The sequence below is a fragment of the Komagataeibacter sp. FXV3 genome, assembly GCF_015155755.1.
Lineage (GTDB): Bacteria > Pseudomonadota > Alphaproteobacteria > Acetobacterales > Acetobacteraceae > Komagataeibacter.
Genome location: NZ_VWPI01000118.1, coordinates 13,272 through 38,116 on the forward strand (window position 1 = coordinate 13,272; position 24,845 = coordinate 38,116).

Consider the following 24,845-nt stretch of genomic DNA (forward strand, 5'->3'; position numbering starts at 1 on the left):
GATCTGTGCGGAGGTGCTCCTGACACCTGTCCACAAGATCTGCAGTCCGTATATCCCAACCCCGGACAATTGCCTGTTATCGCGGCATGTCCTGTTTTCAAGACCGGATACCAGCACATCATCTGGATCGCCGCATGCATACGCCATGCCGCTGTCTGACATGGCGAGACGTATCAGACCTGCCATGTTGAGCCACATTCCTGTATTTTACAGAAAGTAAAATAAATGGATTGCACTATTCAATAATTAATGAAATTTCCTGTCATTTCATTGATAATTTACTTACTGATAGCAATGGGCCGTCCACTCGTTCCAGCCAGGCTATCCGCATGGTTTCCGATGCGGCGAAACAGGTAAAACAAAATATAAATAAATTGGATATAAGTATTTATTAAAAAGACAATGACATAATCCGTATCAGTCTCTTTTTGAAATTCTTTAGATCACGAAGGCGTCAATCCCCATTTCGTGTGTTGCTGACACGAAGGAATCAATTTTAAAAATCAATTCATGTTCCGCATCCTCAAAATAACAGGACGCGCATCACCTGATGGATTGTATTTTTTATATAAAAAATTAGGACTATTACTATGCATAATGGCCTGTTTTTATTTAAACCCATCCTGGGCGCACAAACCTGTTGCAGATCAGCCTGCACGGGGACAGCCGTCTTTACTGGTGCCCCAACCCCATGCCGAACTGCATGAAACATCAACAGCATTGCATGCCACGGTCTCGACACGCCTGAATACCATCTTCAGGACGGAAGGGCTGTCCATCCTGCTGAACAATCGCGAAGACGCGCTGCGCGTCCGTGACCTGTCGGCGGGATATTATGCCGCGTCCGAGGCACCGGGCCATATCCTGCCCCAGATCAGCGCTTTCCGTTCCCGCCTGCAGCGTCAGGGCATGACATTTTCGTTCACGTACAAGGGCGAGGCGATGGCCGATGTGGGTGGTGGTATCTCCCGTGGCATGGATTACGTCCATGAACTGACACTGCAGACCCAGTTTGATCTGGGCCGCCTGTTCGGGTTCAAGGGCTGGACGATCCATACCCTGCTTATGGAACGCGTGGGACGCGAGGTCTCGCATGACCGGGTGGGCGATTACAATATCAGCCTTATGGAGGTATACAGCCTGTCCGGGCATTCGGTCGCGCACCTGACGGATATGTACGCGCAGAAATCATTCCTGCATAATTCCGTTGACCTCGCGTTTGGCCGCATGGCGCTGACCCACGTATTCGCCACGTCACCGCTGCTGTGCAGTTTCATGATGACGTGTTCGGCGCCCGTTGCCATCAAGCTTGATGCAGGCTTCAGCGTCTATCCCAAGGCGACATGGGGCGGACGGGTGCGCCTGCGGCCAACACGCGATACGCTGGTACAGATCGGTGCCTACAGCGTCAGCCCATTGAATGAGGACATAAGCGGTTGGGCGTGGGCTGGGGAAAAAAGCACCGGCCTCATGATACCGGTTGAATTCGCATGGCAGCCCTTTTTCGGACCACGGAAGCTGCCCGGTCATTACGTGCTTGGCTTTGCGCATGACACTACCCGATATGCCGACAACCTTGGCGACATTCCGGCCAACAGCACCGTTCGCCGCCATGGTGGCGAAGCACGCGACACCTTCTATGTGGAAGCCGACCAGATGCTGTACCGCAAGGGTGGCCATAACCAGATGGCCGGTGGCTACGCACTGGCCGGTTACATCCACAATACGCCGGATGTATCGGTCATATCGGACGAATTCTATGTCGGGTCATCCCTGCTGGGCATCATTCCCCACCGCCCGCATGACCGCTTTGGCGTGATGTATTCCTACTACCGCATAAGCCCGCGCACCGAACTGGGCCAGGAACTGCGCATGGATGCGGGCATGGCGCTGGGGCCGCATGTCAACGGCCCACAGACCCATGCTTCCGTGCTGGAAGCTTATTACGGCGTGCCGATCTATCCCGGCATTCTGGTCCAGCCGGAGTTCCAGTACATGATGCGCCCCGGTGAAACCGCGCACATTCCCAATGCCGAAGTGGTGGGGCTGAAAGTTATCGGCACCCTGTAACCCGCATCCGTTCCCATGGAACGGGAGGAGAAACGACATGTTCACCACCCTGAAATCGCTGTTTTCGCGCAAATCCATACCGGATGCGGCGCATTCCCCCCTTATCGGCCAGTTACGCCAGATCGTGGGGGATGCCCATGTCCTGACCGATCCGGCGCAAACTCTGCCCTTCCGCCGTGGTTTCCGCTTTGGCATGGGTAACGCGCTGGCGGTGGTGCATCCCGGCACGCTGGTGGAACAGTGGCGGGTGGTGCAGGCGTGCATCCAGGCGGACAAGATCGTGCTGATGCAGGCGGCCAATACCGGCATCACGGGTGGTTCGACCCCCGACGGAAATGATTATGACCGCGACATTGTCATCATAAGTGGCATGCGGCTGAAAAAGATATTTGTCATTGGCGGGGGCAGGCAGGTCATCTGCCTGCCGGGTGCGACACTGGATCAGCTTGAACGCACGCTGGCGCCACTGGGGCGTGAACCACATTCGGTGATCGGGTCATCATGCATCGGGGCAGCGGTGTTCGGCGGGGTCAGCAACAATTCCGGCGGCGCGCTGGTGCAGCGCGGGCCAGCCTTTACCCAGATGTCGGTTTTCGCGCAGGTGGATGACAGCGGCACGCTGCACCTTGTCAATCACCTTGGTGTCGAACTGGGCACGGACCCTGAAGAGATACTGGGCAGGCTGGACCGTGGCGTGATCGCCGAGAACACCATCAACTGGCATGCCGGAAAGGGCCATGACGACAATTACGCAACCCATGTGCGTGATGTGGATGCGGATACCCCTGCCCGCTACAATGCCGATCCTGCCCGCCTGTTCGAAGGGGCGGGCTGTGCCGGACGCATGGCACTGTTTGCCGTGCGGCTGGATACCTTCCCGGCAGAAAAAAATCCCGCCGTTTTCTATATCGGGACCAACAATCCCGATGAGCTTGAGGACATCCGCCGCCATATCCTGAGATCGTTTTCCGAACTGCCGATCGCGGGCGAATACATCCATCGCGACGCCTTCGACATTGCCGAGGAATATGGCAAGGACACATTCCTGATCATCCGCGCCATTGGCACGCGTCGCCTGCCCATGCTGTTTGCACTCAAGAACCGTTTTGACCGGCTGGCCGAACGGATTCCCTTCCTGCCCGGCAACATGAGCGACCGGCTGCTGCAGGCCGCAAGCCGCCTGTTTCCCCGCCACCTGCCCAGACGCATGTACGATTTCCGCGACCGCTTCGAACATCACCTGATGCTGAAGGTCAGTGGGCATCTGGCATCCGAAGCCCGGACCTACCTGGACGGCTTCTGCGCAAGGAACGGCACCCGCTATTTCGCCTGCACGCCGGATGAAGGGGCAAAGGCATTCCTGCACCGTTTTGCCGCAGCAGGAGCCGCCATCCGCTACCGCACCACGCATCACCGCACGGTGGAAGATATCGTCGCCCTGGATGTCGCGCTGCGCCGCAATGACCGCCAATGGTCGGAAACGCTGCCCTCCGACATTGATCGAAAGCTGATCGTCAAACTCTATTACGGGCATTTCCTGTGTCACGTCATGCATCAGGACTACATCGTGCGCAAAGGCCATGCCTGCCCCCCGATCGAGGCGCAGATGCTCCCCCTTCTGGACCGGCGCGGCGCGCGGTACCCGGCGGAACATAATTATGGGCACCTGTATGCCGCGCCGCCGGCATTGCAGCAGCATTACCGCACGCTTGATCCGTGCAACTGCTTCAACCCCGGTATTGGCAAGACCACCAAGCGCCGCAACTGGCAGGCGCAAAGCGTTTCCTGACCCTGTTCCCATGCGCAGGAGCCCGGGCATGAGCGGCGCACAGGGCAGCGACCTGAACCGCAGCCCGGTCGCCTGGATCATGCCGAAGGCGCATCCATTCCGCTGCATTCATGCGTGCGTGAAGCCCGGCCACGTGGCGCGGTGATAAACGGCAATCACCCCATTGATCAGGCCGAGGCCGCCGAACGCCTCATTGCCGCTCCCGAACATGAACGCATGCATGACGCGCGCCTGTGGACCTGCGGCAGAAACGCGACCGGGGTGAACGCAGCCAGCAACTGGATGATGAAGAACCCAGCCATGTCATGGTACCTGCCGTGCACAAGCTGCGTTCGGTCGTGGCGGAAACCGGGCGCCGCTTTCCCCCCATCCCCATCATATGTGGGGATGCAGGGTCTGTTCCGGTTTCGCCACCACGGCGTGGGTGGCGCTGGTCAACGGGTGCGGCACGACTTCACGGGGCTTTTTCACCTGCCGGCGGACATAGTATTCCGCCAGCCCCACCAGCCCGAACCCGATAAAGGCAAAACACGAGGACAGGACCGGCAGGCCGCCATACGACCAGTGGGTATCCACGATATAACTGCCCGCCCACGCGCCGACCGCGTTGCCGAAATTGAAGGAACTCTGGTTCATGACGGCGGCAATGTTGGGCGCGGATCCGGCACAGGCAACCACGTATGTCTGTAGCGGGGCCATGGGCGCATAGATGAACACACCCCACAGGAACAGCAGCACAAGGCAGGCCCATGGATGCAGGCTACCGGGCACCAGCAGCACCTGCACGATCGCAACAGCAGCCATAAGCCCGGCACATGATGGCAGCATCTTCCAATCCGCCAGTTTCCCACCCAGCAGGTTGCCCAGGCACAGCCCACCCCCGATCATGAGCAGGATGACATCAATCGCATGCGTGCTGAAGCCGGATCGGGTCTGCAGGAACGGGGTGATGTAGGTGAACAGGGTAAACATGCTCGACGACGTGCACATTGAAACCAGCATCATGGTCACGACCAGCGGATGCAGCATGGCCCGGAACTGCGCCGATAGCGGAATGGCGGGACCACTGGCCCGGTCCTGCGGAATCCACAGCCACATGGTGGTCCATGCCAGCACGCCCACGGCACAGATCAGCCAGAACGCCATGCGCCACGATGTCATCTGCGCCACGACGGTACCCATGGGCACGCCAAGGATCATGGCCAGTGTCAGCCCGATATAGACCAGCGACAGGGCTTCCGCCCGTCTGGCGGGGGGCACGACCTGCGCTGCCATGATGGACGCCGCGCCATAGAATGTCCCATGCGAAAATGATGTCAGCACGCGCGCCAGCATGAGGCTGGCATAACTCGGCGCCAGGGCGCTGCATGCATTGCCCGCGATGAAGATCGCCATGGTCAGCAGCAGTGTTGCACGGCGTGACAGGCTGTTGGTCAGGATCGCCACCAACGGCGATGCAATGGTCACCCCGATGGCGTAGCCCGATACCAGCAGTCCCGCCTGCGCGATGGAGACATGCAACCCGGCCGAAAGCTGGGGCAGCAGCCCCATGACGATGGTTTCCGTCGTGCCAAGGCCAAACGCCCCGATCGCAAGGGCCAGCAACGCAACAGGCAAGATACGCGTCCTTGAGTTTACGGTAGCGGCCCATGCCGCCACGCCGGAAGAAGGGTTGGACGCATCGGAAAACGGATGCGCCCTTTCCCATCCGTAACCGTCGATCATGGCGGTCTGTCTGCCCGGGTGGGAAAAGGCGGCTGTACCAGATTTCTGCGTTCCTGACCGCAGGGAAATGCAGGTAATTTGGAAATATATTTTATGCAGGGACCTGATACTCGTGCAGGAACACAAACTTAATACATATCTCTTATTTTAATGTTTTCTGTCCGCATTACCGTATCCGTTGCCCCGCCGTAGGCTGACCAATGGCGTCACCGGTGCGATGGCCGCACACCGTGCGGCGTCCCATGAATGGATCAGGATACGAATGACCTGGCGCAACGCGTCACGATCCGCCATCAGGCGCTTTGCCTCCCCCTGTCTTACGCGATCATTCTGTCCGAACAGGGCTGTCTCATATCCCATCTGCCGCCCCATTTCGACATCGGGCAATGATGACAGCGGGGCGTAGGATAATGACAGGCTGACCTGCTGGCTGCTGGTGCGGCTGGCATCGGTGGCAAGGCCAATGGTCGGGGCGGTTGTCAGCGTCCCCACACTGAATTCACCGCCACGGGTAAAGCTGCCGGCAAGCTGCAGCATCACATCCCCCGCAATCGTGCCCATCACGGGGTCCGCTGTCTGCTGGGCGCACTGGGCAGCCCGCACCGTCTGGCTGAAACGGGCATCCTGCTGTGCGGTCCAGTCGCCTGCATGTGAAATAGGCACTGCCCCCGCCCGCGCCAGCGTGGACTGTATGCCCGCCATGGCGGCCGGGATCGTGGTCTGTACGGCCCGGCCATGTGTACAACCGGACAGGCATGCGGCAATGACCAGCATGGGCATAAGGATTTTCATGATCATCCTGCAAACGGGAACGTTGATGGCGCTTTCAGCGGGCGATGGAGGAGGGCATGCCTGTAAGGTAGGCTTCATTGCTGGCAACAAGGGCATCCCAATCCTGCCCCGTGGGGGCCAGGATCCCGCCCGGCAGCAACTGCCGCCATGCCAGACCATGGGCTTCCATCAGGCGGCTGCGCAGCCACCGCCACGTCGCCTTCTGCAGGCTGCCCCATGTCAGCAGCGTGACAAGGTCGGTATCCGCCGTGCCGTCATAATCCCATAACAGCAGGCAGTGACCACCCGCGCTACCCGGTGTCGGGTCACCATGGCTGGCGGGCGTGACAGCATCCCATACCCGGGCAAGGTTGCCCGTGGTATCTTCCCACATATCCGCCTGCGCAAGCCGCACCCCCAGATAGGCGGCGGACAACCCCGCCGTGATATTGCGGATGCCATTCAGGTCACCAGTATCCACGCTGCCCCATAACGGGAACAGCGTCTGGTCAGCCAGGGCATATCCGTCCCGCAGCGCGGTGGCCAGGACATCCACTTCCACCCCACCCTGATCCGTCTGCGGATGACCCGGCACATACCCGGTTGAACGGGCATAAAAACGCACCGCATTGTCCGTATTCACCGCAATCTGGTAACCCGCCAGCGCCGCCGTGGCACGGATATGGTTACCGATCCCCGCCGCCGTGCAGTCCCCCAGCACGTCATTGCCCAGCATATGTGGCGCGGGATCAATCTGCTCGCGCCCCAGTCGCGGCGGGGCCTTGCGGGCCATGAAATTACGCATGCCCGATAGCAGGGGCTGGCGCGCCTGTATTCGGGCGGGAAGGCAGCCAAGTTTGCGCAGCGTCATTGCCTGTATCCATGTCTGACCGGAGGGGCACAAAACCCCTTCATTTGGTGCATCGTGAAAATTACAGAAAGTTTTGGTAAATATTTCTTCAAAAAGCTTCAGTAAAACGCTGCCTTTAAAAAAAGGCCGCATCCAGAAACTTCCATTATTCAGGGAAAGTATTTTTACTGTTTCGCAATAGAGAAAAATATAGATGTGAAGGATGCAGGCAGCAAACAAAACGACACGATCCTGCCCGACACGGCAGGCTGGCCGTACCATCCGTGATCATCTGTAACGAATTGCAAGGACAGGACGTGCGCACATGCCTTTCCGTAACAGGAAAGGGCTGTAAAAACAGGAAATTACAGGAAAAAATGGCATTTTCCATGCCATGTGCCGCCGTGTTGTTCCTGAGGAAAAAAACAAGAATACCCTATTTTACCAATTGACAGGAAAGTGTGTTATTTTTAAGGCAATGTTGTCGTTTTACGGTCAAGATCTGAATTGTGTTGCGTCGTATTTCAGCAAAAGGTTTTTCTGGATCATGTCACTTGAAAGCATTGCCCTGTCACAGACAGGCCAGCACCATGACGATCGTCCCGCCAGCAAGCCGGCAGGATACCACCACACGCCAATCCGGGGCATCCTGTTTGGCCTAATGTTCAGCGTGCCACTATGGGCGCTGGGGTTTTTTCTGTTTCGATAAGAGACCGTTTGAAAAGCCAGATCGGAAACATCCCGCAACCACAAGGAAGTTTTTGGTGAAGCTTTTTTCAAAAGCTTCGAAAGAACGCCCCCCTTTTTGAAAAAAGGCGGCACTCAGAAACTTTTCCATGATTTACAGGCATCACCTACCGATATAACGAGGACGGGTATCATGCTGCCGGGCCGTTTGCAGTCCTGACCTGTAATCCGATGGGATGTTTTTTGGGGGGAAGGGCAGATGGTATCCCCCTGCCCTGTCATGCGCCATGATTTCTGCTGGCAGGTCCGGCCTGCCCCCGGTGATCAATTGAACCCGATGGACACACCCGCAAAAATGCCGAACCCGTCACCTGACAGCATGGCGGCAGGCTGCTGCCCGTTGCTGGTGGAATAGACCGGCACCACACCTGTTGCGTAGTGTTTATTGGCAAGGTTGTGCAGGCTCAGGAACACCTGCCGGTGTTTGTTTGGCCACAGGTAACCGATATCAAAATTGTAGATATGATAGGGCGCGGCCTTGTACTGGTTATCATATGAAGCCAGCACGGAAGACGAGACTTCCACATCGAATGAAGTATAAAATCCGTTCTTCATATCAAGATGCAGTTCCCCCTGATAAAAATGGCGCGGAATGCCGGGAATGTAGTTGTGTCCCCATGTTGCGTCATGATTGAAGCGGAAGCTCTGGAATGTATAGGCCTGACGTAGGGAAATGATGTTGCCCTGCCATTTGTACAACGTTGAATGGAACGATGTTTCAACCCCCTGATGCGTTGTGGGTGATGCATTGCCGTAAGTGGAGTTGTTGTACAGGATGGAATTGGGGGTCGCGACCGCCAGTAATTCATTATGCACGGCGGAGTGGTAGTAGGTGACACTCCATTCCGTACCGGCAAAATGACCGCTTGTCCCCACTTCAAACGTGGTGGCGGTCTGGGGGCGCAGGTTGGCCCAATCCTTTGTCAGGCCCGTGGCGATCCCCGATGTATAATTGGCGCCCGAAAGGTACTGCCAGTCCTGCGGACTCTGCACACTGCGGCTGACATTGCCATACACCTCGACATTGGGGGTAATGACGTAACGGAACCCCGCACGCGGTGCGAAATACAGCGCATTCTGGCTGAAGGAACTTGTCTGCGGGTACGTCTGTGACCCCGAACGCGGGGTATAGCTCAACGCGCCGGCTGCAGTCAGCCAGAAGTTGTGGAAGAGTTCGGTATTGTTGCGCACATGAAAAACCGTATCACTTCCCCCCAGGTGTGAACGGGTCACAAGAGTACCAAGCGCATAACCGGGATAGGCCGCCTGGCGACGCACCCGGTTGTCAATGGTGGCGTCAAGGTCGTGCGATGTATAGATGCCGATATCCGTATCGCTGGCATGGCCCAGCAACTTGTCCTGACGTGTGTAATTCACCATGCCGGTGGCATAGTCGATATTGTACAGTGACGAGGTATTACCCAGTTCATGGTCCATCGGCGCGTTCAGGTAGGCAAAACCAACAGTCAGCCTGGACTGGTCGTCAATGCGGATCCTGAGCCGGTCGGCAGCATATTTGGTGCCGGGTTCAATGGTTTTTGTGCCCCATGTCGCGTATTCAGGCTGCATCTGGCGCGGATTGTCACGGATCTGGTCACGTGTCAGGTAATAGGGGTTGCCTTCCCATGTCTGGCGATAGCGGAAGAAAAAGCGGTTATCGACATTGTCGCTGAATTTGTAACCGTAATTGAAGTTCACGCCGAAATTCGTGGTCTTGGTATTGTCCTGATAGCCACCGCGATAGGAATTGGTCACACTGAGGTAATAGTCGGACCTGCCGATGACGGTGCCCGAACTCAGCTGTTCCTTGACATACCCGAAGCTGCCGGCTTCGACACGGGCCTGGTAACGCTGTGAATTATATCCCGTCTGCGTGACGTAATTGATCGCGCCACCCAGCTGGGTGGAGCCGAAGTCAATGCCATTCCCGCCGCGCATGATCTCGGTATAACGAATGCCAAGTGGTTCCTGCAGCTCATTGACCGTGCCGATAGGCGTAGTCAGCGGAATATCATCAAACAGAAACATGATGCCTGCACGCGTGGCGTTCAGCCCCGTCTGGATACCGGAACCCCGAATGGAGATACGCAGGTCGTCCGATCCGCAGGGAGCCTGTGCGAAGACACCGGCCTGATACTTGAATGCATCCGCGTTGGTGGCGTTACGTCCCTTAAGCACGGTGGCCGCGTCAATGACGCTGGTGCCCCCGGGAATGGTTTTCAGGTACACCTCCGCCTGATGCGTTGCCGCACTGTGATGATGTACGGCGATATGTTCGACCGTATTGGCATTCAGCCCGCTGCTGTCCGCATGCCCATCATGCTGGCTGGCCGCGTCATGCCCCCCTGCGGCATGCCGGACGGGGCGGTGGGGAATACGATGCGCGGTCATGGCATCCGGCACGACAGATGTGGCTGCCACTGCATGATGGGAAGCAATCAGCGCACCAAACAGCCCACTGGCAAGGACGAAGGTAAGTCTGTTTGGCGCCTCCACGGCAGGAATGCGGCCACGATACTGGGCGTGATGGATATAGGGTGGTGATACGGTGGGGGACAGAAATAATTCACTTCTAATCATTGTAGTTTTTCCATTATGACCGCAAGAAACGCATTAATTTGTTAGCGGTCATGATGGACTTTTCATACAGGCATGATGGCCCAGAATCTTAAAAATACGGAACAGTTGTACTGAAACAACATATACACATATATTATAGTTAATTATGGACATCCTCACGCTACAACCCGGCGCGAACATTCCGAAAATATCAAAACAATATTGTTTCTTATCAGCGTATTAATTAAAATTATGATCGGGATAATTTTACAACCCTTAGTTGCAGCCAGCTTTTCAAAAACGGAAATCTGCTTTCCATCAACGCAAAGGATCGCATATACGGCAGGAAGACGTCCGCCACTCGGCCCGGATAATTAACAGCTCATAATTGTTGTTTATGGAGCCATCTTCCAATTCCATGCATGTAACGACGGGAAGGCATGGTTAAGGTAGTCATTCCCCACAATCAGATATTTCCAGAGTACCGGATCATACAGTGTATGCGTGCGCGCATTACGCCGCAGGTCATCAAGGTTCGGCTTCCGGTCCGTGGCGGTTGTGCCGACCAGATCGATTGTCATATCGACGGCCGCCTGTATGAACTGCGATATGACACTGTCAGCAAAGGGCGCGCCGGACCTGCAGGCTTTCCAGACCGGGACGATACGACAGCACGGTACCTGCACGTCCGTCAGTTGCACGGTGCCGCTTGCCGTTCCTTTCCGACCCGTCATTGATGATGCTCAGGTCCGGCGTATTACGGTCGGCAATGGCAAGGCGGCTGTACCCGTCTTTATCAAGCGCCACGATCTGCACCAGATGCGTCAACAGTGCCGCCGTGCAGTAATGGTTGACGCCTTCCAGGGTAACGGTATCGCCATAGGCACACGGCACGGTCATGCTCCACAGCCCCGAATTGGAACAAATGCCCAGTTCACACGCGGCAAAACGGTTTTCATGGTCACGCCGCGCGAGGTCCGGCACGATCTGCCAGGCGACTTCGGCTGCAATGTGCAATGCCTCCGGATCGTTCGCAATGACGGGCACACCCGCAGGCAGCAGGAAAAACGAGGCGGATATCAGCGTCGCCCATGCCAATAAATTCCGTAAGGGTCATGATATATCCGGTCTGGATGGGATCAGGGATGATCGGAATTCATGACAGCACCCGCTGGCCCGCGACCCGACGCAGCAATTCGCCATGGGGCGCATGGATGCGGCCACACAGCGCGTCACGATGGGCACGTTCCAGCGGATTATGGGTGGACAGCCCGGCATTGCCCGCAAGACCCAGCAGGGCGGATGTAAAATCGGCCGCTGCATCGACCACGCGTGATTTTATCACGGCTGCATGTGCATTCAGTTCGGGCGGCGGGCATGTGGCCGTGACAGCCGTAGCGTAAAGCCGCAGCAGCATGGTGTTCATGTGCAGCGTAATGGCGAAGCCCCCTACGGCGTCGCGCATGGCGGGCAGGGTCGAAAGCGGCGCGCCCAGATTGGATGGCACGCGGTTTTTCAGGAATTCCCCAAACCATGTCAGCGCGGACGTGGCGATGCCATTGTACAAGGCCCCCAGCAGTCCCGTATTCCAGAGCATGAGGATATTGCGTTCTGCCGGTGGCGTATCGGGCGCATGCAGGGCCAGCGCCGCATCGGGCGGAAGCACAACCTGCGTAAAGGTGACTTCATGGCTGTTGCTGGCGCGCATACCGATATGGTCCCAGTTTTCAATGACATGAATGCCTTCTGCAATGGTCGGGACCATGAACGTGCCCACCCTTGCCGGGTCTTCATCCGTGCGGGCGCGCACCAGCAGCCACGACAGGCCGGGAATGCCGGTGACATAGGCCTTGCGTCCGTTCAGCACCCATCCCCCGGGTGTGCGGGTCGCCACCGTGCCGGGCAGACCGCCGCGCGATGCGGAGCCAAGATCGGGTTCCGCCAGCAGGATATTGGTCAGCCGGTCATGCTGTTCCTCTTCCATCCAGCGCACGAAATCACCGGAACCGAATTCATGGTGGGCAATCGCGGCCCGCACCATGTAATGGTTGACCATGACCAGCGCGGTGGAGGCATCACTCTGCGCAATCCGGCCCACGATTTCCTGCGCAACGCCAAGGGTAAACGGCGTGGGGCGATCGGGGGTGGAAATGCGCAGCGACAGCAGTCCCGCCTGACGCAGGTCGTCAATATTTTCCTGTGCAAAAATCCCGGTGCGGTCATGATGCGCCGCACGGGTGGCAAGGCGCGCCTGCAGATGCGTTGCCGCATCAAGGGCGTCATGTGCGGTATGTCGTATCAGGCCCATGGCTCATGCCCCCCGCACAATGGACCGGATGTCCGGCACGGTCGGGATCAGATGCGCATGGAACAGGGTTGCCGCAATATCCTGCTGTTCTGTCACAACGGTCTGATCCAGCGGTGCGGGCTGCAACGCCAGTCGCGCCAGTGCATGGGTAATGACGGGACGGGACAGACCGGTACTGGCGGCAATATCCGCCGTCAGCGTATCGGCATGATCCGCCGCCCATTGCACGCAGTCCTGTCGCGCCTGCGCTAGCGCAATGAAGAAGTTACCCGGATTACGGTCCGCAAACGGCCGGCTGGCAATCAGGAACTGCCGGTTGGTCGTCACACCCTGTGCATCCACCAGCAGACGACTTTGCGTGTCCACCAGGGCCGCACTTAAATACGGATCCCATATCGCCCATGCATCCACCCGCCCGGTCTCGAACGCGGCGCGACCGGCGGCGGGCGGCAGATAGACAGGGCGGATATCTGCCCATGCAAGCCCCGCGCGCTGCAACAGCGCCAGCAGCAGGTAGTGCACGTTGGACCCACGATTCAGGGCAATCGTGCGTCCCTTCAGGTCTGCTGGCGTCTGAATGGGACTGCTGGCGGGCACCAGCACGCCTTCGCCATGCGGGGCAGGCGCCGAACAGCCGATATAGGCCAGCCCATCAGGCCATGCGGCCTGCGCCATGACCGGGGGTGCATTGCCGGTTTCGCCAATGTCTATGGCATCCGCCGCAAGCGCCTGCAGCAGTTGGGGACCGGCGATAAATTCGGACCACTGCACCCGCATCCCGTGCGGAGCAAGGGCGCGTTCCAGCAGCCCGCTATGTTTCAGCACCACCAGCGTACCGTACTGCTGGTAGCCTATGCGGATCGTGGCGTCCTGTGCCGCATGCGCCCGGCGGGACATCCACACGGGGCATGACAGCGCCATGCCAAGACCGGTCAGGAACGCGCGACGTGAATACCGTTTCATTGCAGGCTTACCTGTAACAGGGGTGGGGCGTATGCCGTCCGATGAATCCCAGCCGGTCGATGAATCGGGCCGGAGATGAATGGCATATTTAACAATATTAAACCGTTAATATGTATTTATGACATTATAAACGTAAATTCATATGTCAACGGGATATTCTCCTTCCGCCCGGGTTTTTGGCATGAGCATGCCGTGCGGATCACGCGCCGATTCAGGGGCGATGCGGTCAGGATATTATATAACGATAGAATTTGTATAATTTAACGGCTATGTGCTTGTCACGTATAATACGATTTTTTATGTTATATTTTCCTGAAAAATATCATTTTAAAACAGCGTTATAATAAAATTCAGGCGCTTTCTTTAAACTATTTTTATGTGAAATTGACCAGAATTTCCCCTTAATCCCCCATATAAAATCACATGATGTCGTTGTTATTTTATTGACTCATATATTGTCGTTGTTAGTGTTTGTGAAATGTAAATGCGCATACAAAATAGTTTAAATATGCACGCAATCGAGGTCGCCATGACAGATCCGGTCCATCCTCCCCACGGTTTTTCCCCACGGATTGATGCGCTTGCGCACAGGCTGCGCCCGGTTTTCGCGCGCATTGCCGATGGCGCCATTGACCGCGAAGAAAACCGTATCCTGGCCCATGACGCGGTACGGTGGCTGCTGGATGCCGGTTTTGGCGCGCTGCGCGTGCCGGTGCGTTATGGCGGCAGCGGGGCCAGCCTGCCGGAAACCTTCGCGCTTCTGGCCGAACTGGCCGAAGCGGATTCAAACCTGCCGCAGATCTTCCGTGCCCATTTCGCCTTTGTCGAAGGACGCCTGCATGAGGGGGACAGTCCACGCGCCGCATACTGGCTGGAACAGGTGGCGCAGGGTGCGCTGTTTGGCGCTGCCATGGCGGAACTGACGGACAGTACCGGCACCACCACCACCCTTGCGCCCGATCCGCAGGGGCAGTGGCTGCTGGATGGCACGAAATACTATTCCACCGGCACGCTTTATGCGTCGTGGATTGTTGCCGTCGCAACCGATGGAACGGACCGCATCCAGCTTGTCGTACCTGCCGACGCCCCCGGCGTGACCCGCATTGATGACTGGGATGGTTTTGGCCAGCGCCTGACCGGCAGCGGCACGACACATTTCAAAAATGTTGCCGTGCCCGATGATCACATCATCAACCGCACGCCGCTTTCCGAATTCCCCACCAACGAATATTTCACCACCTATTACCAGCTTTTCCACCTTGCCACGCTGGCGGGGATCGGGCGGGCTATCGTGCGCGATGCGGTGGCCTTCGTGCGTCCGCGCACACGTACATTCGGCGTTCCCGGGCAGGTGGCGCAGCGCCATGACCCGCTGGTGCAGGGCGTGGTAGGACGCCTGTCTGCCCTGTCATTTTCAGCCGATACACTGGTGGAAAAAGTGGCATGGACGCTGGAAGCAGCCTTCCCGCAATGGGCGGCGGGGCACGAAAATGGCCCGGCCTTCGATACGGCGCAGTTACGCGCCTATCAGGCGCAGCAGATCGTGGCAGGCCAGGTGCTGGAAGCAGCGACGCTGCTGTTTGAGGTGGGCGGGGCCTCGGCCACCAGCACGTCACGGCGGCTGGACCGTCACTGGCGCAACGCCCGCACGCTGGCGTCGCATAACCCATTGGTCCACCGGCAGCGTGAACTGGGTGACCTTGTGCTGAATGGCACGGCATTCGGTTCGCGCTGGCGCGATCGGACCGCGACCGTCACCCAGCCTGTCTCCACCAATGCGCAGCAGGAACACGCAGCATGACAACGCAGCCCAAGCAGTTGCACGTCAACCTGTTCGAAATGGCCTGTGTCAGCCATATCGTGCACGGCATGTGGCGTGCGCCGGGTAACAACCGGCACCGGTTCGGGGAAATGGCGTACTGGCTGGAAGTGGCGAAACTGGCGGAAGAAGGCCTGTTTGACGCGATCTTCCTGGCGGATGTCATCGGCACCTATGACCGCTTTGGCGATGGCACGGCCGCCGCCCTGCGTGAAGGGTTGCAGATTCCCAACCTCGATCCCCTCATGCTGGTGCCCGCCATGGCGGCGGTGACGAAAAACCTCGGCTTTGGCGTCACGTTTTCCACAACGTATGAACCGCCCTTCGCCTTCGCCCGGCGCATGGCGACACTTGACCTGCTGACCGAAGGCCGCGTGGGGTGGAACATCGTCACATCCTACCTGCGCAGTGCGGCGCGCAATTTCGGCATGGAGGACGAAATCCCCCATGACCAGCGTTACGCCATCGCGGATGAATACCTCGATGTCCTGTACAAGCTGTGGGAAGGCAGCTGGGATGATGATGCCGTCGTCAATGACGTGGCATCCGGTATTTACGCCAATCCCGATGCCGTCAGGCCCATCAACCATGACGGGCGACACTTCCGCGTGGCGGGACCGCATCTTGTCTCGCCCGGTCGGCAGCGCACGCCAGTACTGTTTCAGGCAACCGGGTCGCCAGCGGGACTGGAATTCGCGGCCCGTCATGCGGAAGTCGTGTTCATTGGCGGCCAGACAACGGAAGCAGTGCGCGAAAACATTGCCCGCACGCGCGAACGCGCGCGCGCCCATGGCCGTAATGGCGATGACATCCGTTTTATTGTCATGGCTGGCATCATTGCCGATACAACGCAGCAGCTTGCTGAAAAGAAACTGGAAAAATACCGCCAGTATTACAGCGTCGAGGGCGCGCTGATCCACGCACAGGCCGAGATTGACCTGCGCCGCTATCCCGAAGATGCGCATATTGGCGACATCCTGAAACGTGAGGGCGTGCCATTTGGCAATATGGGCCGGCGTTTTCGCCCCGAACAGACGGTTGGCAGCGCGCTGCGCCAGATCGCATCGTTTGATGAAGGGCGCTTCTTTGTCGTGGGCACGCCTGACAAAATTGCCGATGAAATCGAACGCTGGCTGGATGTTGACGGAATCGATGGCATCAACCTACGCCAGTACCACACATTCGAGACCGCGCGTGATTTCATTGACCTGATCGTGCCCGAACTGCAGCGGCGCGGACGGTACCGCACGGCCTACACCCCGCGCGAAACCCTGCGCGAACGCCTGTTCACGCCGGGGCAGCCGCATCTGCCCAACCGTCATTTCGGCAGCCGGTACCGTGATCCCGCAGCGCTGCATGCACCGGCTGAACCGCTTTTTCCCCACGAAACATTTTCCAAGGCCTCGTAACCATGTCCCATGCAGTTCCTGACAAGATCAATGTGCTGTGGTTCCTGCCCACCCATGGCGACAGCCGCTACCTTGGCACGCAGAAGGGCGGCAGGCCGGTTGACCTGCCGTACCTGCAGCAGGTGGCAAAGGCTGCCGATACGCTGGGATATTACGGTGTCCTGATCCCGACGGGACGCAGTTGCGAGGATAGCTGGGTTGTCGCCTCTGCCCTCGCCCCCGTGACCGAACGGCTGCGTTACCTGATCGCGGTCAGGCCGGGCCTGCTGTCACCCACACTGGCCGCGCGCATGACCGCGACACTGGACCGTTTTTCCAACGGACGGCTGCTGATCAATATCGTGACCGGTGGCGACCCGGCGGAAAACGCAGGCGACGGCCTGTTTGCCGACCATGCCACGCGCTACGAAATCACGGACGAATTCCTGGATATCTACCGCGCGCTACTGCGCGGCGAGAGTGTCAATTTTGAAGGAAAGCACTTTACCATAAAGGACGGCCGCCTGCTGTTCGCGCCGTACCAGAATGACGGGCCGCCGCTGTATTTTGGGGGATCATCGGAAGCGGCTGCCCATGTCGCCGCAAAATCGGTGGACAAATACCTGACATGGGGCGAACCCCCGGCACAGGTGGCGGAAAAGATCAGTCATGTGCGCAAACTGGCCCATGCGCAGGGGCGCGAGGTATCATTTGGCATCCGGCTGCATGTCATCGTGCGTGAAACGGCGGAGGAGGCATGGCATGAAGCCGACCGCCTGATCAGCCATCTCGATGATGCCACCATTGCCAAGGCCCAGAAGGTCTTCGCCCGCATGGATTCCGTGGGTCAGTCACGCATGAGCGCCCTGCACGGCGGCCAGCGCGACAGGCTGGAAATCAGTCCCAACCTGTGGGCAGGCGTGGGCCTGGTGCGCGGTGGAGCCGGGACCGCGCTGGTAGGTGATCCCGATACGGTGGCGGAGCGGATTGATGAATACCGCAGGCTGGGCATCGATACGTTCATTTTCTCCGGCTATCCGCATCTGGAGGAAGCCTACCAGTTCGGTGAACTCGTGCTGCCCAACCTGCCGACCACACACCCCGTGCGCGGGGCGTCGGACCTGAACAACATGGGGCCGTTTGGCGAAACCATCGCGGGTGACCATCGTCCGACCCGCGCCGCCTGATGACAGGAGCCGTGCCATGCCCGTTTCCCCCCACATTCCCCATATCGCCATTATCGGCGGCGGGTTCAGCGGTGCGGCGCTGGCGTGGCACCTTGCGCGCGACACCAGCACGCCAAGGCGTATCACCGTGTTCGAACCGCGCCCCTTTCTTGGCGCGGGGCTGGCCTATGGCGCGACCGACCCACAGCACCGGGTAAACGTGCCAGCAACCCGCATGAGCATCGATACCAGCCAGCCCGATGATTTCGCCAGATGGATCGGGCAGACGGATGCGCTGGCCAATGACCCGGCAGCCTTCAGGCCGGATGGCAGTGCGTTTCCCGCCCGTGCCATATTCGGTCGCTACGTGGCCAACCGGCTGGCACCGGTGCTGCATGCGGGTGTGGTGACGCACCTGCGCCACAAGGTGGCGGGCGTGTACAGATCGTCTGTTGGCCACTGGATCATTACGGATGTCATGGGGCAGGCTACGGCCGCTGATATTGTGGTCATCGCCACCAGTCACCCTGCGCCACAGCCTCCGAAGCTGCTGCGTGACCTGCACCTGCATGCGGGCCGTCATCCCGTTCTGGTCACCAATCCATGGCAGGCTGGGGCGCTGGAGGATATCCGTACGTCTGACCGTGTCCTGATCGTTGGCACGGGGCTGAGCATGGCGGATGCCATCGTCACACTGACGGCACGCGGGCATGATGGCAAGATTACCGCCATTTCCCGGCGTGGGCAGCGTTCGCATGGACATGCGGCACATGCCGTTGACCCGGTGGGGCAATTCATCTCCCCACCGTCGCGCACGGTCGGCCATCTGCTGCGTCGCGTGCGTCATGCGCTGGCCGCCCATCCTGACCAGCCATGGCAGGCCATATTTGACCGGCTGCGAGAACAGGCGCCCGATATATGGGCCGCCCTGCCACTGCCTGAACGCAGGCGGCTGATCCGGCACCTGCGGCCGTTCTGGGATACGCACCGTTTCCGTATCGCGCCACAGGCTGAAGACGTGCTGCATGCGCGCGAACGTGCCGGAACGCTGGACATCACGGCCGCACGGCTGGCCGCCGTACAGGTGAAGCGGGACCGTTTTGTCACGACCCTTCGCCATGGCGACACCGTGTGGGGCGGGACGTATGACACCATCATCACCACGACGGGACCGGCGCATGACGCCATCATCCATACCGTGCCGTACATACGCGAACTGGCGGCTGCCGGTCTGGTGGAAATGGATGCAACCGGGCTGGGCCTGCATGTGGATGCGCTGGGACGCGCCTGTGTCGGCAGCGGGCATGAAGACACCCTGTTCGTGGCGGGACCACTGGCGCGCGGGCGGTTCGGGGAACTGATGGGGCTGCCCGAAGTCACGCGTCATGCCGAAAAGCTGGCTGTCATCATAAGCGCGCTGTCGGCGTCGCTTCCCATTGTCCATTACCCTGAAAAAGAACGGGCAACGACATGACTACATTGGCGCAGACCCATCATGACCGTCCCGTCGTGCGCGATGCGGATGACATATCCGCCCTTGTAAATGCGGGCCCGCGGGCGGGCAGCCATGCACGCATGGTTGTAGCCCTGGCACTGGGGGGTGTGTTTCTGGATGCATATGACCTGACCACCCTGTCATGGGGCATTTCGGATGTGCAGACGCATTTTGGCCTGTCCGCGTTCCAGACCGGGCTGGTGGCAGCCGCACTGAATGCCGGAACCATCGTGGGCAGCCTGGCTGGCGGATGGCTGACGGACCGCATCGGGCGGTACGCCGTGTTCATGGCCGATATGGTGTGCTTTGTCATTGCAGCCCTGGTGGCGGGGGCAGCACCCACGGCCGGCATCCTGATCGCGGCGCGTTTCGCCATGGGGTTCGGGGTGGGCATGGACCTGCCGGTGGCGATGGCGTTCCTGTCGGAATTCTCGCGGCTGGAGGGACGGGGCAGCAAGGCGGCCCATGCGGCAGCGTGGTGCCCGACATGGTACGCCGCGTCATCCGCGTGCTTCGTGATCGTATTTGCCCTGTCTTATGTGCTGCCAGCGGGCCATCCCGACTGGCTGTGGCGGGCATCGCTGGCGTTTGGCGCGGTCCCGGCACTGGTCATCATTGCGGTGCGCGGGCGATACATGAGTGAATCCCCCGTATGGATCGCCCGCCGGGGTGACCTGCAGCGTGCGGCTGACATCCTGCGCCGGTCGTACGGAATTAACCCTGTCGTCCGTGCCATGCCGGGACAGGCGCCGGTGGTCATGCAGGCCGATCCATGGCGGCTGGCACGACGGCCGCTACTGCAACGCGGACTGATGGTTGTCAGCATGACGCTGATCAGCAGCATGTCCTACAACATCATCATATTTGGCCTGCCCACGCTGCTGGTATCCATCATGCATGCCAGTCCGGTGCAGGTCGTGGTGATTTCCATCATCCTCAACCTGGCCGTGGCCTTTCCCGGTGGCCTGCTGGGCGTGCGCCTGACGCGCAGTGTGCGCTCCCGGCCCATTATCCTGGCGGGATATCTCATGCAGGTGGCCGGGATCGGGGCGCTGGCCCTGACCGGCATGCCGCATGGGACGACGGGCATCATCGTTGCCCTTGCCGGTTTTGCCGCCTTCCTGTTCGCGCAGGGATTCGGGCCGGGATGCCAGCTTATGGTCTATCCCACCCTTAGCTATCCCACTGAACTGCGGGGACTGGGCATAGGTATCGCACGGCTGGTTTCGGGCATTGGCGGCACGCTTATCCTGCTGTCCTTCCCGTGGATGAATATACACCTTGGCCCCGCGCTGTTCTGGGTGGTGCTGGCGGCGCCGCTGGCGGGTGTGGTGATTGCCTTTTTCTCGCGCTGGGATGTGTTCGGCTACGACCCCGACATGGACCCCGCATTGCGCCAGCAGGTCCCACCCGTACGGCGGAACACGGTTCCGGATACGAGCGACCTGCTGTTTTCCACTGATATCAGGAACTGATTGACCATGACCAATGTCATTGCGCCGTTTGGCTATGACTCATCTGACGAAGCGGCCGTCAGTGCCGACCTGTTTCGCAACGGCATGGCGGCGTTGCCGGGCGCGGTTACGGTCGTGACGACGGACGGCCCGCATGGACCACACGGCTTTACGGCATCGGCGGTATGCAGCGTATCGGATACGCCCCCAACGCTGCTGGTGTGCATCAACCGCACCACCAGTGCACATCCTTATATCCTGAAACATGGTGTGCTGGTCATCAATGTCCTGCATGAGGCGCAGCACGAACTGTCAAATACCTTCAGCAGTCGGTCGCGGTCCATGGCGGAACGTTTCGCGACAGGCAAGTGGCATACGGGCCTGACCGGTGCGCCAGTTCTGGATGATGCGCTGGTCAGCTTTGACTGCCGCATCCGTGAAATCCGTGATGTGGGAACGCATACGGTCGTCATTGCGCATGTGGTTGATGTCATCGTGGGCAATGATGATGTCCGCCCGGCCCTTGTCTGGTTCAACCGGCAGTACAGCCGCGTCATTCCCAAATAAAAATAAAATTTCCCGGGTGCTGCCTTTATTCAAAAAGATAACGTTTTCTGAAAAAAGCTTCACCAAAAAGCTTCCTTACGATTTCCGGAATATTCCATGGACAATATTTCGAAATAGTCCATGGGACGTTTCCGTTCAGGAAACAGTAAAATGTGTACACGATAAGAACTAATGAAATGAAGAAAAAATATTCACAAAATAATCATGCACATGCATGCATTCATGGAATCATTCCCAATGACACGGATATCCGTACGCCCCCCGTCTGACAGATATCTTTTCCGATCCCGTCTCCTGTCGCGTCGGACGACAGTCTTGGTCGGTTCCTCCCTGCTGGGTCTTGCGCGTGGCGCGTTTGCAGCAGACACCGTGGCGCCGTCCGCCTTGCCACATAGCCATGAAACGCAGCATGTCCGGCCCGCGCGGCAGAACGTGGCGCCCGCCGCGCCCGATCAGGCAGCCCCTTCACCTGCACGACCGGAAGTCATTTCCGTCTCGCGCCATCGCCTGTCACCCGCATCCCGGGCAGAGTCACGCCTGGCATCCATTCCCGGCGCAACCAGCGTGATTGACGCGCAGAAAGTGCTGAAGGGCCGTAACTTCACCAATGCGGATGCCCTGTCATTCCAGCCCGGCGTATTCGCACAGTCCTCGGGCGGGGGGGATGGCATACGCCTGTCAATTCGCGGGTCGGGCATTGCCACCGGCACCAATTACTTCCGCTCCGGCCTGCTTATGATGTTTGACGGTCTGCCAGTAACCACGCCCGCTGGCACGCCCTATGAACTGTTTGAGCCGCTGGGCCTGCGTTATACCGAGGTACTACGCGGGGCGAATGCTTTCGATTATGGTGGCATGCAGCTTGGTGGCGCGCTGAATTACGTGTCCATGACCGGATATGACGCACAACGTTATCAGGCCCGTGTCGAAGCGGGCAGCTTTGGCTACGTCAAGGAACAGCTCAGTTCCGGCGGCGTATTTGGCAAGTTTGATTATTATATTAGCGCCACCAATTCATATCGCGGCGGCTATCAGGACAATACAAAGGCAACCAGTTTCGGGCTGAACGCCAATTTTGGCTACCGTTTCAATGACCGCGTATCAACACGGGCGTTTTTTCGCTACCGGCAGACTGAAAACGGCTATCCCGGTTACCTGACGCGCGACCAGATCCTGTCCAACCCCAGACAGGCGCAGTCACCGTATTATGCATGGGGATCACACCGTATCCAGCCTGGCACGAAGTATTACGGATCCATGACCACCATACGAATTGATGACAAATCAAGGATCGAGGTCGGCGGCAATTATCAGGACGCCCCGATTGATATCCAGAATACCGCATCATCCCAGATATGGGGATACAAGACGATAGCAGGCGTGCTGAATTACGACCGGCATGATGTACTGGCAGGCCACAGGAGCGACACGCAGTTCGGTATCCTGAGCTATACCGATATCGAGGCATGGCAACGCAACCGCATTCGCGTCAGCAGTGTATTCGGTGGCGTGCCGGACGGTACGTTGCTGCGTAATATAAAGTATGGCGGCACGGAAAACTATTTCCATCTGCGCAACAATACCGAGGTCGCGCACAACCTGTGGCTGACGGCGGCGGGTGCGGTCGCCTTCATCAAACGCACATCGGATGTCACCTATCCCAACCGCAGTGATCTGCACACCACTTCGGTCAACTTCATTCCGCGTGGTGGGTTCCGTTATATTCCGGACAAGCATGTGGAGATATACGGTAATGTCAGCCGCAGCCTGCAGCCGCCCAATGACTGGAACTACAATTATGCCGGTAATTACTATAACGCGGCCAGTTATCCGTTACAGGCGGCAGCAGGAGAGAATTCTACATCGGGTCGCCTGCGCAACCAGACTGCGACCACGTTTGAAATCGGAACGACAGGGCATTATTTCCATAATAAATGGAGTCTGAGTTACTATCATTCCTCAGTCCATAATGAACTGCTTACGGTAACAACACCGGCATCGCTTGCGGCGGGTACATCGATTTACGGTAATGCCTCGTCCACCATGCATCAGGGTGTCGAGGTTTCGCTGGAAACGGAACTGCTGAAATGGGCGGGCAATACGCTATCGCTGCGGCAGGCCTATACATATCAGGATTTCCGTTACAGGCATGATGCCGTTTTTGGCAATAATCACCTGCCCGGAATTCCTGAACATTTCTATCAGGGTGAAATCCACCTGGATATGCGCAACGGGTTTTACGCCAGTTTCAATGCGCAGGTTTCGTCCAGGGTGGGCGCATCCTATGACATGACGTATTTCGCCCCCGCCTACCACATCTATAACGCCAATATCGGTTATTCCTGGCCGCACAAACATCGTGAAGTTTTCATAAGCTTCAACAACCTTGCCAATACACATTACGCGGCCATTGTCGTGCCCGGTTATCAGGCAGCGGGCAAGCAGTTGTCGGTCATGCAACCGGGGGATGGATTTGGCGTGTTTGTCGGCGCGTCAATCGGGTTTGACTGAATACTGTACAGTTCTGAACGAATATGTTGAAATGAAAGAAATCTGCCGCAACGCATTTAGCATGCACTGCGTATCCCATCAGACCAGTGACCTGCAGCGGCGCTTACGTGACCGATCGGACCATTATCATACCCAGTAATACTGGATAGATCTGACTTGCATGCTTGAACGCGATCTGTTTGATGCCCTGTTCCAAGCAGATGTACTGGGCATGTATGATGTATATGGTGCGTCGACCAATATGGCATTGCGCAATGCGGCACAAATTCAGGTCCATGAATGATCCTGCGATGCTGATTTCGGCCATGGCGTCAGTAATGCGTAATCTGGGCTTTGCCTGACAGCAACCCTGTCGTACGGATATCCGTTTCCCTTTGCGTAGCGCATGTCCACGCTGGATCATCTGACACAGGGACGCATCGAGTAGAATATCGTCACAGGTTACATAAAACAGCTGTGTTTCCTGCGCGTATGTCCCAAACGCAGAAAGCCGCCCCTACGGACGGCTTAACATGCTGATTATATTGGATAAATCTTGGTTGCGGGGGCAGGATTTGAACCTGCGGCCTTCAGGTTATGAGCCTGACGAGCTACCGGGCTGCTCCACCCCGCGGTGGTGAGGGGTGACTGGAAGACCTGGCGGCGACCGACTTTCCCGTGCCT

General features: G+C 58.2%; 18 protein-coding genes, 1 tRNA gene and 2 pseudogenes. 12 read left to right on the plus strand and 9 right to left on the minus strand.

All coding sequences use genetic code 11. The annotated features are described in order from the left end of the window. Positions 1–678: 678 nt before the first annotated feature. The 3 genes and pseudogenes from F1542_RS10570 to F1542_RS17190 form a co-directional block, all read left to right on the plus strand. Positions 679–2,070, plus strand: a complete 1,392-nt coding sequence (locus F1542_RS10570; protein WP_408886250.1) for a carbohydrate porin — start codon at positions 679–681, stop codon at positions 2,068–2,070. A 37-nt stretch (positions 2,071–2,107) separates the two neighbouring features. Continuing rightward, positions 2,108–3,859, plus strand: a complete 1,752-nt coding sequence (dld, locus tag F1542_RS10575; protein ID WP_193733000.1) for a D-lactate dehydrogenase — start codon at positions 2,108–2,110, stop codon at positions 3,857–3,859. Positions 3,860–3,961: 102 nt separating this feature from the next. Continuing rightward, positions 3,962–4,206, plus strand: a pseudogene (locus F1542_RS17190) (hypothetical protein); the annotation flags it as partial. A gap of 28 nt (positions 4,207–4,234) precedes the next feature. Here the strand turns inward: F1542_RS17190 and F1542_RS10580 are convergent. The 3 genes from F1542_RS10580 to F1542_RS10590 all read right to left on the minus strand — a co-directional run bounded on the left by F1542_RS10580 (position 4,235) and on the right by F1542_RS10590 (position 7,226). Further along, positions 4,235–5,584: an MFS transporter gene (locus F1542_RS10580; RefSeq protein WP_227672665.1), complete on the minus strand. Its 1,350-nt coding sequence runs from the start codon at positions 5,582–5,584 to the stop codon at positions 4,235–4,237. Positions 5,585–5,731: 147 nt separating this feature from the next. Beyond that, a complete protein-coding gene (locus F1542_RS10585; RefSeq protein WP_193733001.1) occupies positions 5,732–6,376 on the minus strand; it encodes a hypothetical protein in 645 nt (214 codons plus the stop codon). A 34-nt stretch (positions 6,377–6,410) separates the two neighbouring features. Next, positions 6,411–7,226 (minus strand): hypothetical protein, encoded by an 816-nt coding sequence (locus F1542_RS10590; protein ID WP_193733002.1) that lies wholly within the window; start codon positions 7,224–7,226, stop codon positions 6,411–6,413. Between the two features lie 526 nt (positions 7,227–7,752). Between F1542_RS10590 and F1542_RS10595 the strand changes: the two genes are divergently transcribed. Continuing rightward, entirely contained in the window at positions 7,753–7,914 is a 162-nt protein-coding gene (locus tag F1542_RS10595; RefSeq protein WP_193733003.1) for a hypothetical protein, read from the plus strand. Between the two features lie 302 nt (positions 7,915–8,216). Here F1542_RS10595 and F1542_RS10600 read toward each other — a convergent pair whose 3' ends face one another. The 5 genes from F1542_RS10600 to F1542_RS10615 form a co-directional block, all read right to left on the minus strand. Further along, entirely contained in the window at positions 8,217–10,532 is a 2,316-nt protein-coding gene (locus F1542_RS10600; protein ID WP_227672666.1) for a TonB-dependent receptor domain-containing protein, read from the minus strand. Positions 10,533–10,906: 374 nt separating this feature from the next. Further along, the gene (locus F1542_RS17195) at positions 10,907–11,092 is read right to left on the minus strand and encodes a hypothetical protein (RefSeq protein ID WP_227672667.1); all 186 of its coding nucleotides are present in this window, start codon (positions 11,090–11,092) and stop codon (positions 10,907–10,909) included. Between the two features lie 37 nt (positions 11,093–11,129). Continuing rightward, positions 11,130–11,609 (minus strand): hypothetical protein, encoded by a 480-nt coding sequence (locus F1542_RS10605; RefSeq protein WP_227672668.1) that lies wholly within the window; start codon positions 11,607–11,609, stop codon positions 11,130–11,132. 58 nt (positions 11,610–11,667) lie between these two features. After that, positions 11,668–12,819 carry an acyl-CoA dehydrogenase family protein gene (locus F1542_RS10610; protein WP_193733004.1) on the minus strand — a complete coding sequence of 384 codons (1,152 nt, stop codon included), beginning with the start codon at positions 12,817–12,819 and terminating at the stop codon, positions 11,668–11,670. 3 nt (positions 12,820–12,822) lie between these two features. After that, positions 12,823–13,782 carry an aliphatic sulfonate ABC transporter substrate-binding protein gene (locus F1542_RS10615; RefSeq protein ID WP_193733005.1) on the minus strand — a complete coding sequence of 320 codons (960 nt, stop codon included), beginning with the start codon at positions 13,780–13,782 and terminating at the stop codon, positions 12,823–12,825. A gap of 529 nt (positions 13,783–14,311) precedes the next feature. Here F1542_RS10615 and F1542_RS10620 point away from each other — a divergent pair. From F1542_RS10620 to F1542_RS10655, 8 genes and pseudogenes are all read left to right on the plus strand, one after another. Then, on the plus strand, positions 14,312–15,583 hold the full coding sequence (locus tag F1542_RS10620) for an acyl-CoA dehydrogenase family protein (protein WP_193733006.1): 1,272 nt from the start codon (positions 14,312–14,314) through the stop codon (positions 15,581–15,583). Then, positions 15,580–17,010 carry an LLM class flavin-dependent oxidoreductase gene (locus F1542_RS10625; protein ID WP_193733007.1) on the plus strand — a complete coding sequence of 477 codons (1,431 nt, stop codon included), beginning with the start codon at positions 15,580–15,582 and terminating at the stop codon, positions 17,008–17,010. The genes F1542_RS10620 and F1542_RS10625 overlap by 4 nt, the downstream gene beginning before the upstream one ends. A 2-nt stretch (positions 17,011–17,012) precedes the next feature. Further along, positions 17,013–18,176, plus strand: coding sequence for an FMNH2-dependent alkanesulfonate monooxygenase (ssuD, locus tag F1542_RS10630; RefSeq protein WP_193733008.1), 1,164 nt, complete (start codon positions 17,013–17,015; stop codon positions 18,174–18,176). Between the two features lie 16 nt (positions 18,177–18,192). Continuing rightward, positions 18,193–19,629 (plus strand): FAD/NAD(P)-binding protein, encoded by a 1,437-nt coding sequence (locus F1542_RS10635; RefSeq protein WP_193733009.1) that lies wholly within the window; start codon positions 18,193–18,195, stop codon positions 19,627–19,629. Further along, positions 19,626–21,125, plus strand: a complete 1,500-nt coding sequence (locus F1542_RS10640) for an MFS transporter (protein ID WP_227672669.1) — start codon at positions 19,626–19,628, stop codon at positions 21,123–21,125. Before F1542_RS10635 ends, F1542_RS10640 begins: the two co-directional genes overlap by 4 nt. Positions 21,126–21,131: 6 nt before the next feature. Further along, complete coding sequence (locus F1542_RS10645; RefSeq protein WP_193733010.1) at positions 21,132–21,671, plus strand: flavin reductase; 540 nt, start codon at positions 21,132–21,134, stop codon at positions 21,669–21,671. 204 nt (positions 21,672–21,875) lie between these two features. After that, on the plus strand, positions 21,876–24,182 hold the full coding sequence (locus F1542_RS10650; RefSeq protein WP_408886251.1) for a TonB-dependent receptor family protein: 2,307 nt from the start codon (positions 21,876–21,878) through the stop codon (positions 24,180–24,182). Positions 24,183–24,213: 31 nt separating this feature from the next. After that, positions 24,214–24,606: pseudogene (locus tag F1542_RS10655) on the plus strand (5,10-methylene tetrahydromethanopterin reductase); the annotation flags it as partial. A gap of 112 nt (positions 24,607–24,718) precedes the next feature. On the opposite strand, the gene F1542_RS10660 reads toward F1542_RS10655, so the two are convergent. After that, positions 24,719–24,795: transfer RNA gene (locus F1542_RS10660), tRNA-Met, on the minus strand. Positions 24,796–24,845 lie beyond the last annotated feature (50 nt).

Excerpts from the sequence above, each read along its gene's own strand:
- dld (WP_193733000.1), top strand. The coding sequence starts at position 2,108 with ATGTTCACCACCCTGAAATCGCTGTTTTCGCGCAAATCCATACCGGAT.
- F1542_RS10580 (WP_227672665.1), bottom strand. The coding sequence starts at position 5,584 with ATGATCGACGGTTACGGATGGGAAAGGGCGCATCCGTTTTCCGATGCG.
- F1542_RS10585 (WP_193733001.1), bottom strand. The coding sequence starts at position 6,376 with ATGAAAATCCTTATGCCCATGCTGGTCATTGCCGCATGCCTGTCCGGT.
- F1542_RS10590 (WP_193733002.1), bottom strand. The coding sequence starts at position 7,226 with ATGACGCTGCGCAAACTTGGCTGCCTTCCCGCCCGAATACAGGCGCGC.
- F1542_RS10595 (WP_193733003.1), top strand. The coding sequence starts at position 7,753 with ATGTCACTTGAAAGCATTGCCCTGTCACAGACAGGCCAGCACCATGAC.
- F1542_RS10600 (WP_227672666.1), bottom strand. The coding sequence starts at position 10,532 with ATGATTAGAAGTGAATTATTTCTGTCCCCCACCGTATCACCACCCTAT.
- F1542_RS17195 (WP_227672667.1), bottom strand. The coding sequence starts at position 11,092 with ATGACAATCGATCTGGTCGGCACAACCGCCACGGACCGGAAGCCGAAC.
- F1542_RS10610 (WP_193733004.1), bottom strand. The coding sequence starts at position 12,819 with ATGGGCCTGATACGACATACCGCACATGACGCCCTTGATGCGGCAACG.
- F1542_RS10615 (WP_193733005.1), bottom strand. The coding sequence starts at position 13,782 with ATGAAACGGTATTCACGTCGCGCGTTCCTGACCGGTCTTGGCATGGCG.
- F1542_RS10620 (WP_193733006.1), top strand. The coding sequence starts at position 14,312 with ATGACAGATCCGGTCCATCCTCCCCACGGTTTTTCCCCACGGATTGAT.
- F1542_RS10625 (WP_193733007.1), top strand. The coding sequence starts at position 15,580 with ATGACAACGCAGCCCAAGCAGTTGCACGTCAACCTGTTCGAAATGGCC.
- ssuD (WP_193733008.1), top strand. The coding sequence starts at position 17,013 with ATGTCCCATGCAGTTCCTGACAAGATCAATGTGCTGTGGTTCCTGCCC.
- F1542_RS10635 (WP_193733009.1), top strand. The coding sequence starts at position 18,193 with ATGCCCGTTTCCCCCCACATTCCCCATATCGCCATTATCGGCGGCGGG.
- F1542_RS10640 (WP_227672669.1), top strand. The coding sequence starts at position 19,626 with ATGACTACATTGGCGCAGACCCATCATGACCGTCCCGTCGTGCGCGAT.
- F1542_RS10645 (WP_193733010.1), top strand. The coding sequence starts at position 21,132 with ATGACCAATGTCATTGCGCCGTTTGGCTATGACTCATCTGACGAAGCG.
- F1542_RS10650 (WP_408886251.1), top strand. The coding sequence starts at position 21,876 with ATGCACATGCATGCATTCATGGAATCATTCCCAATGACACGGATATCC.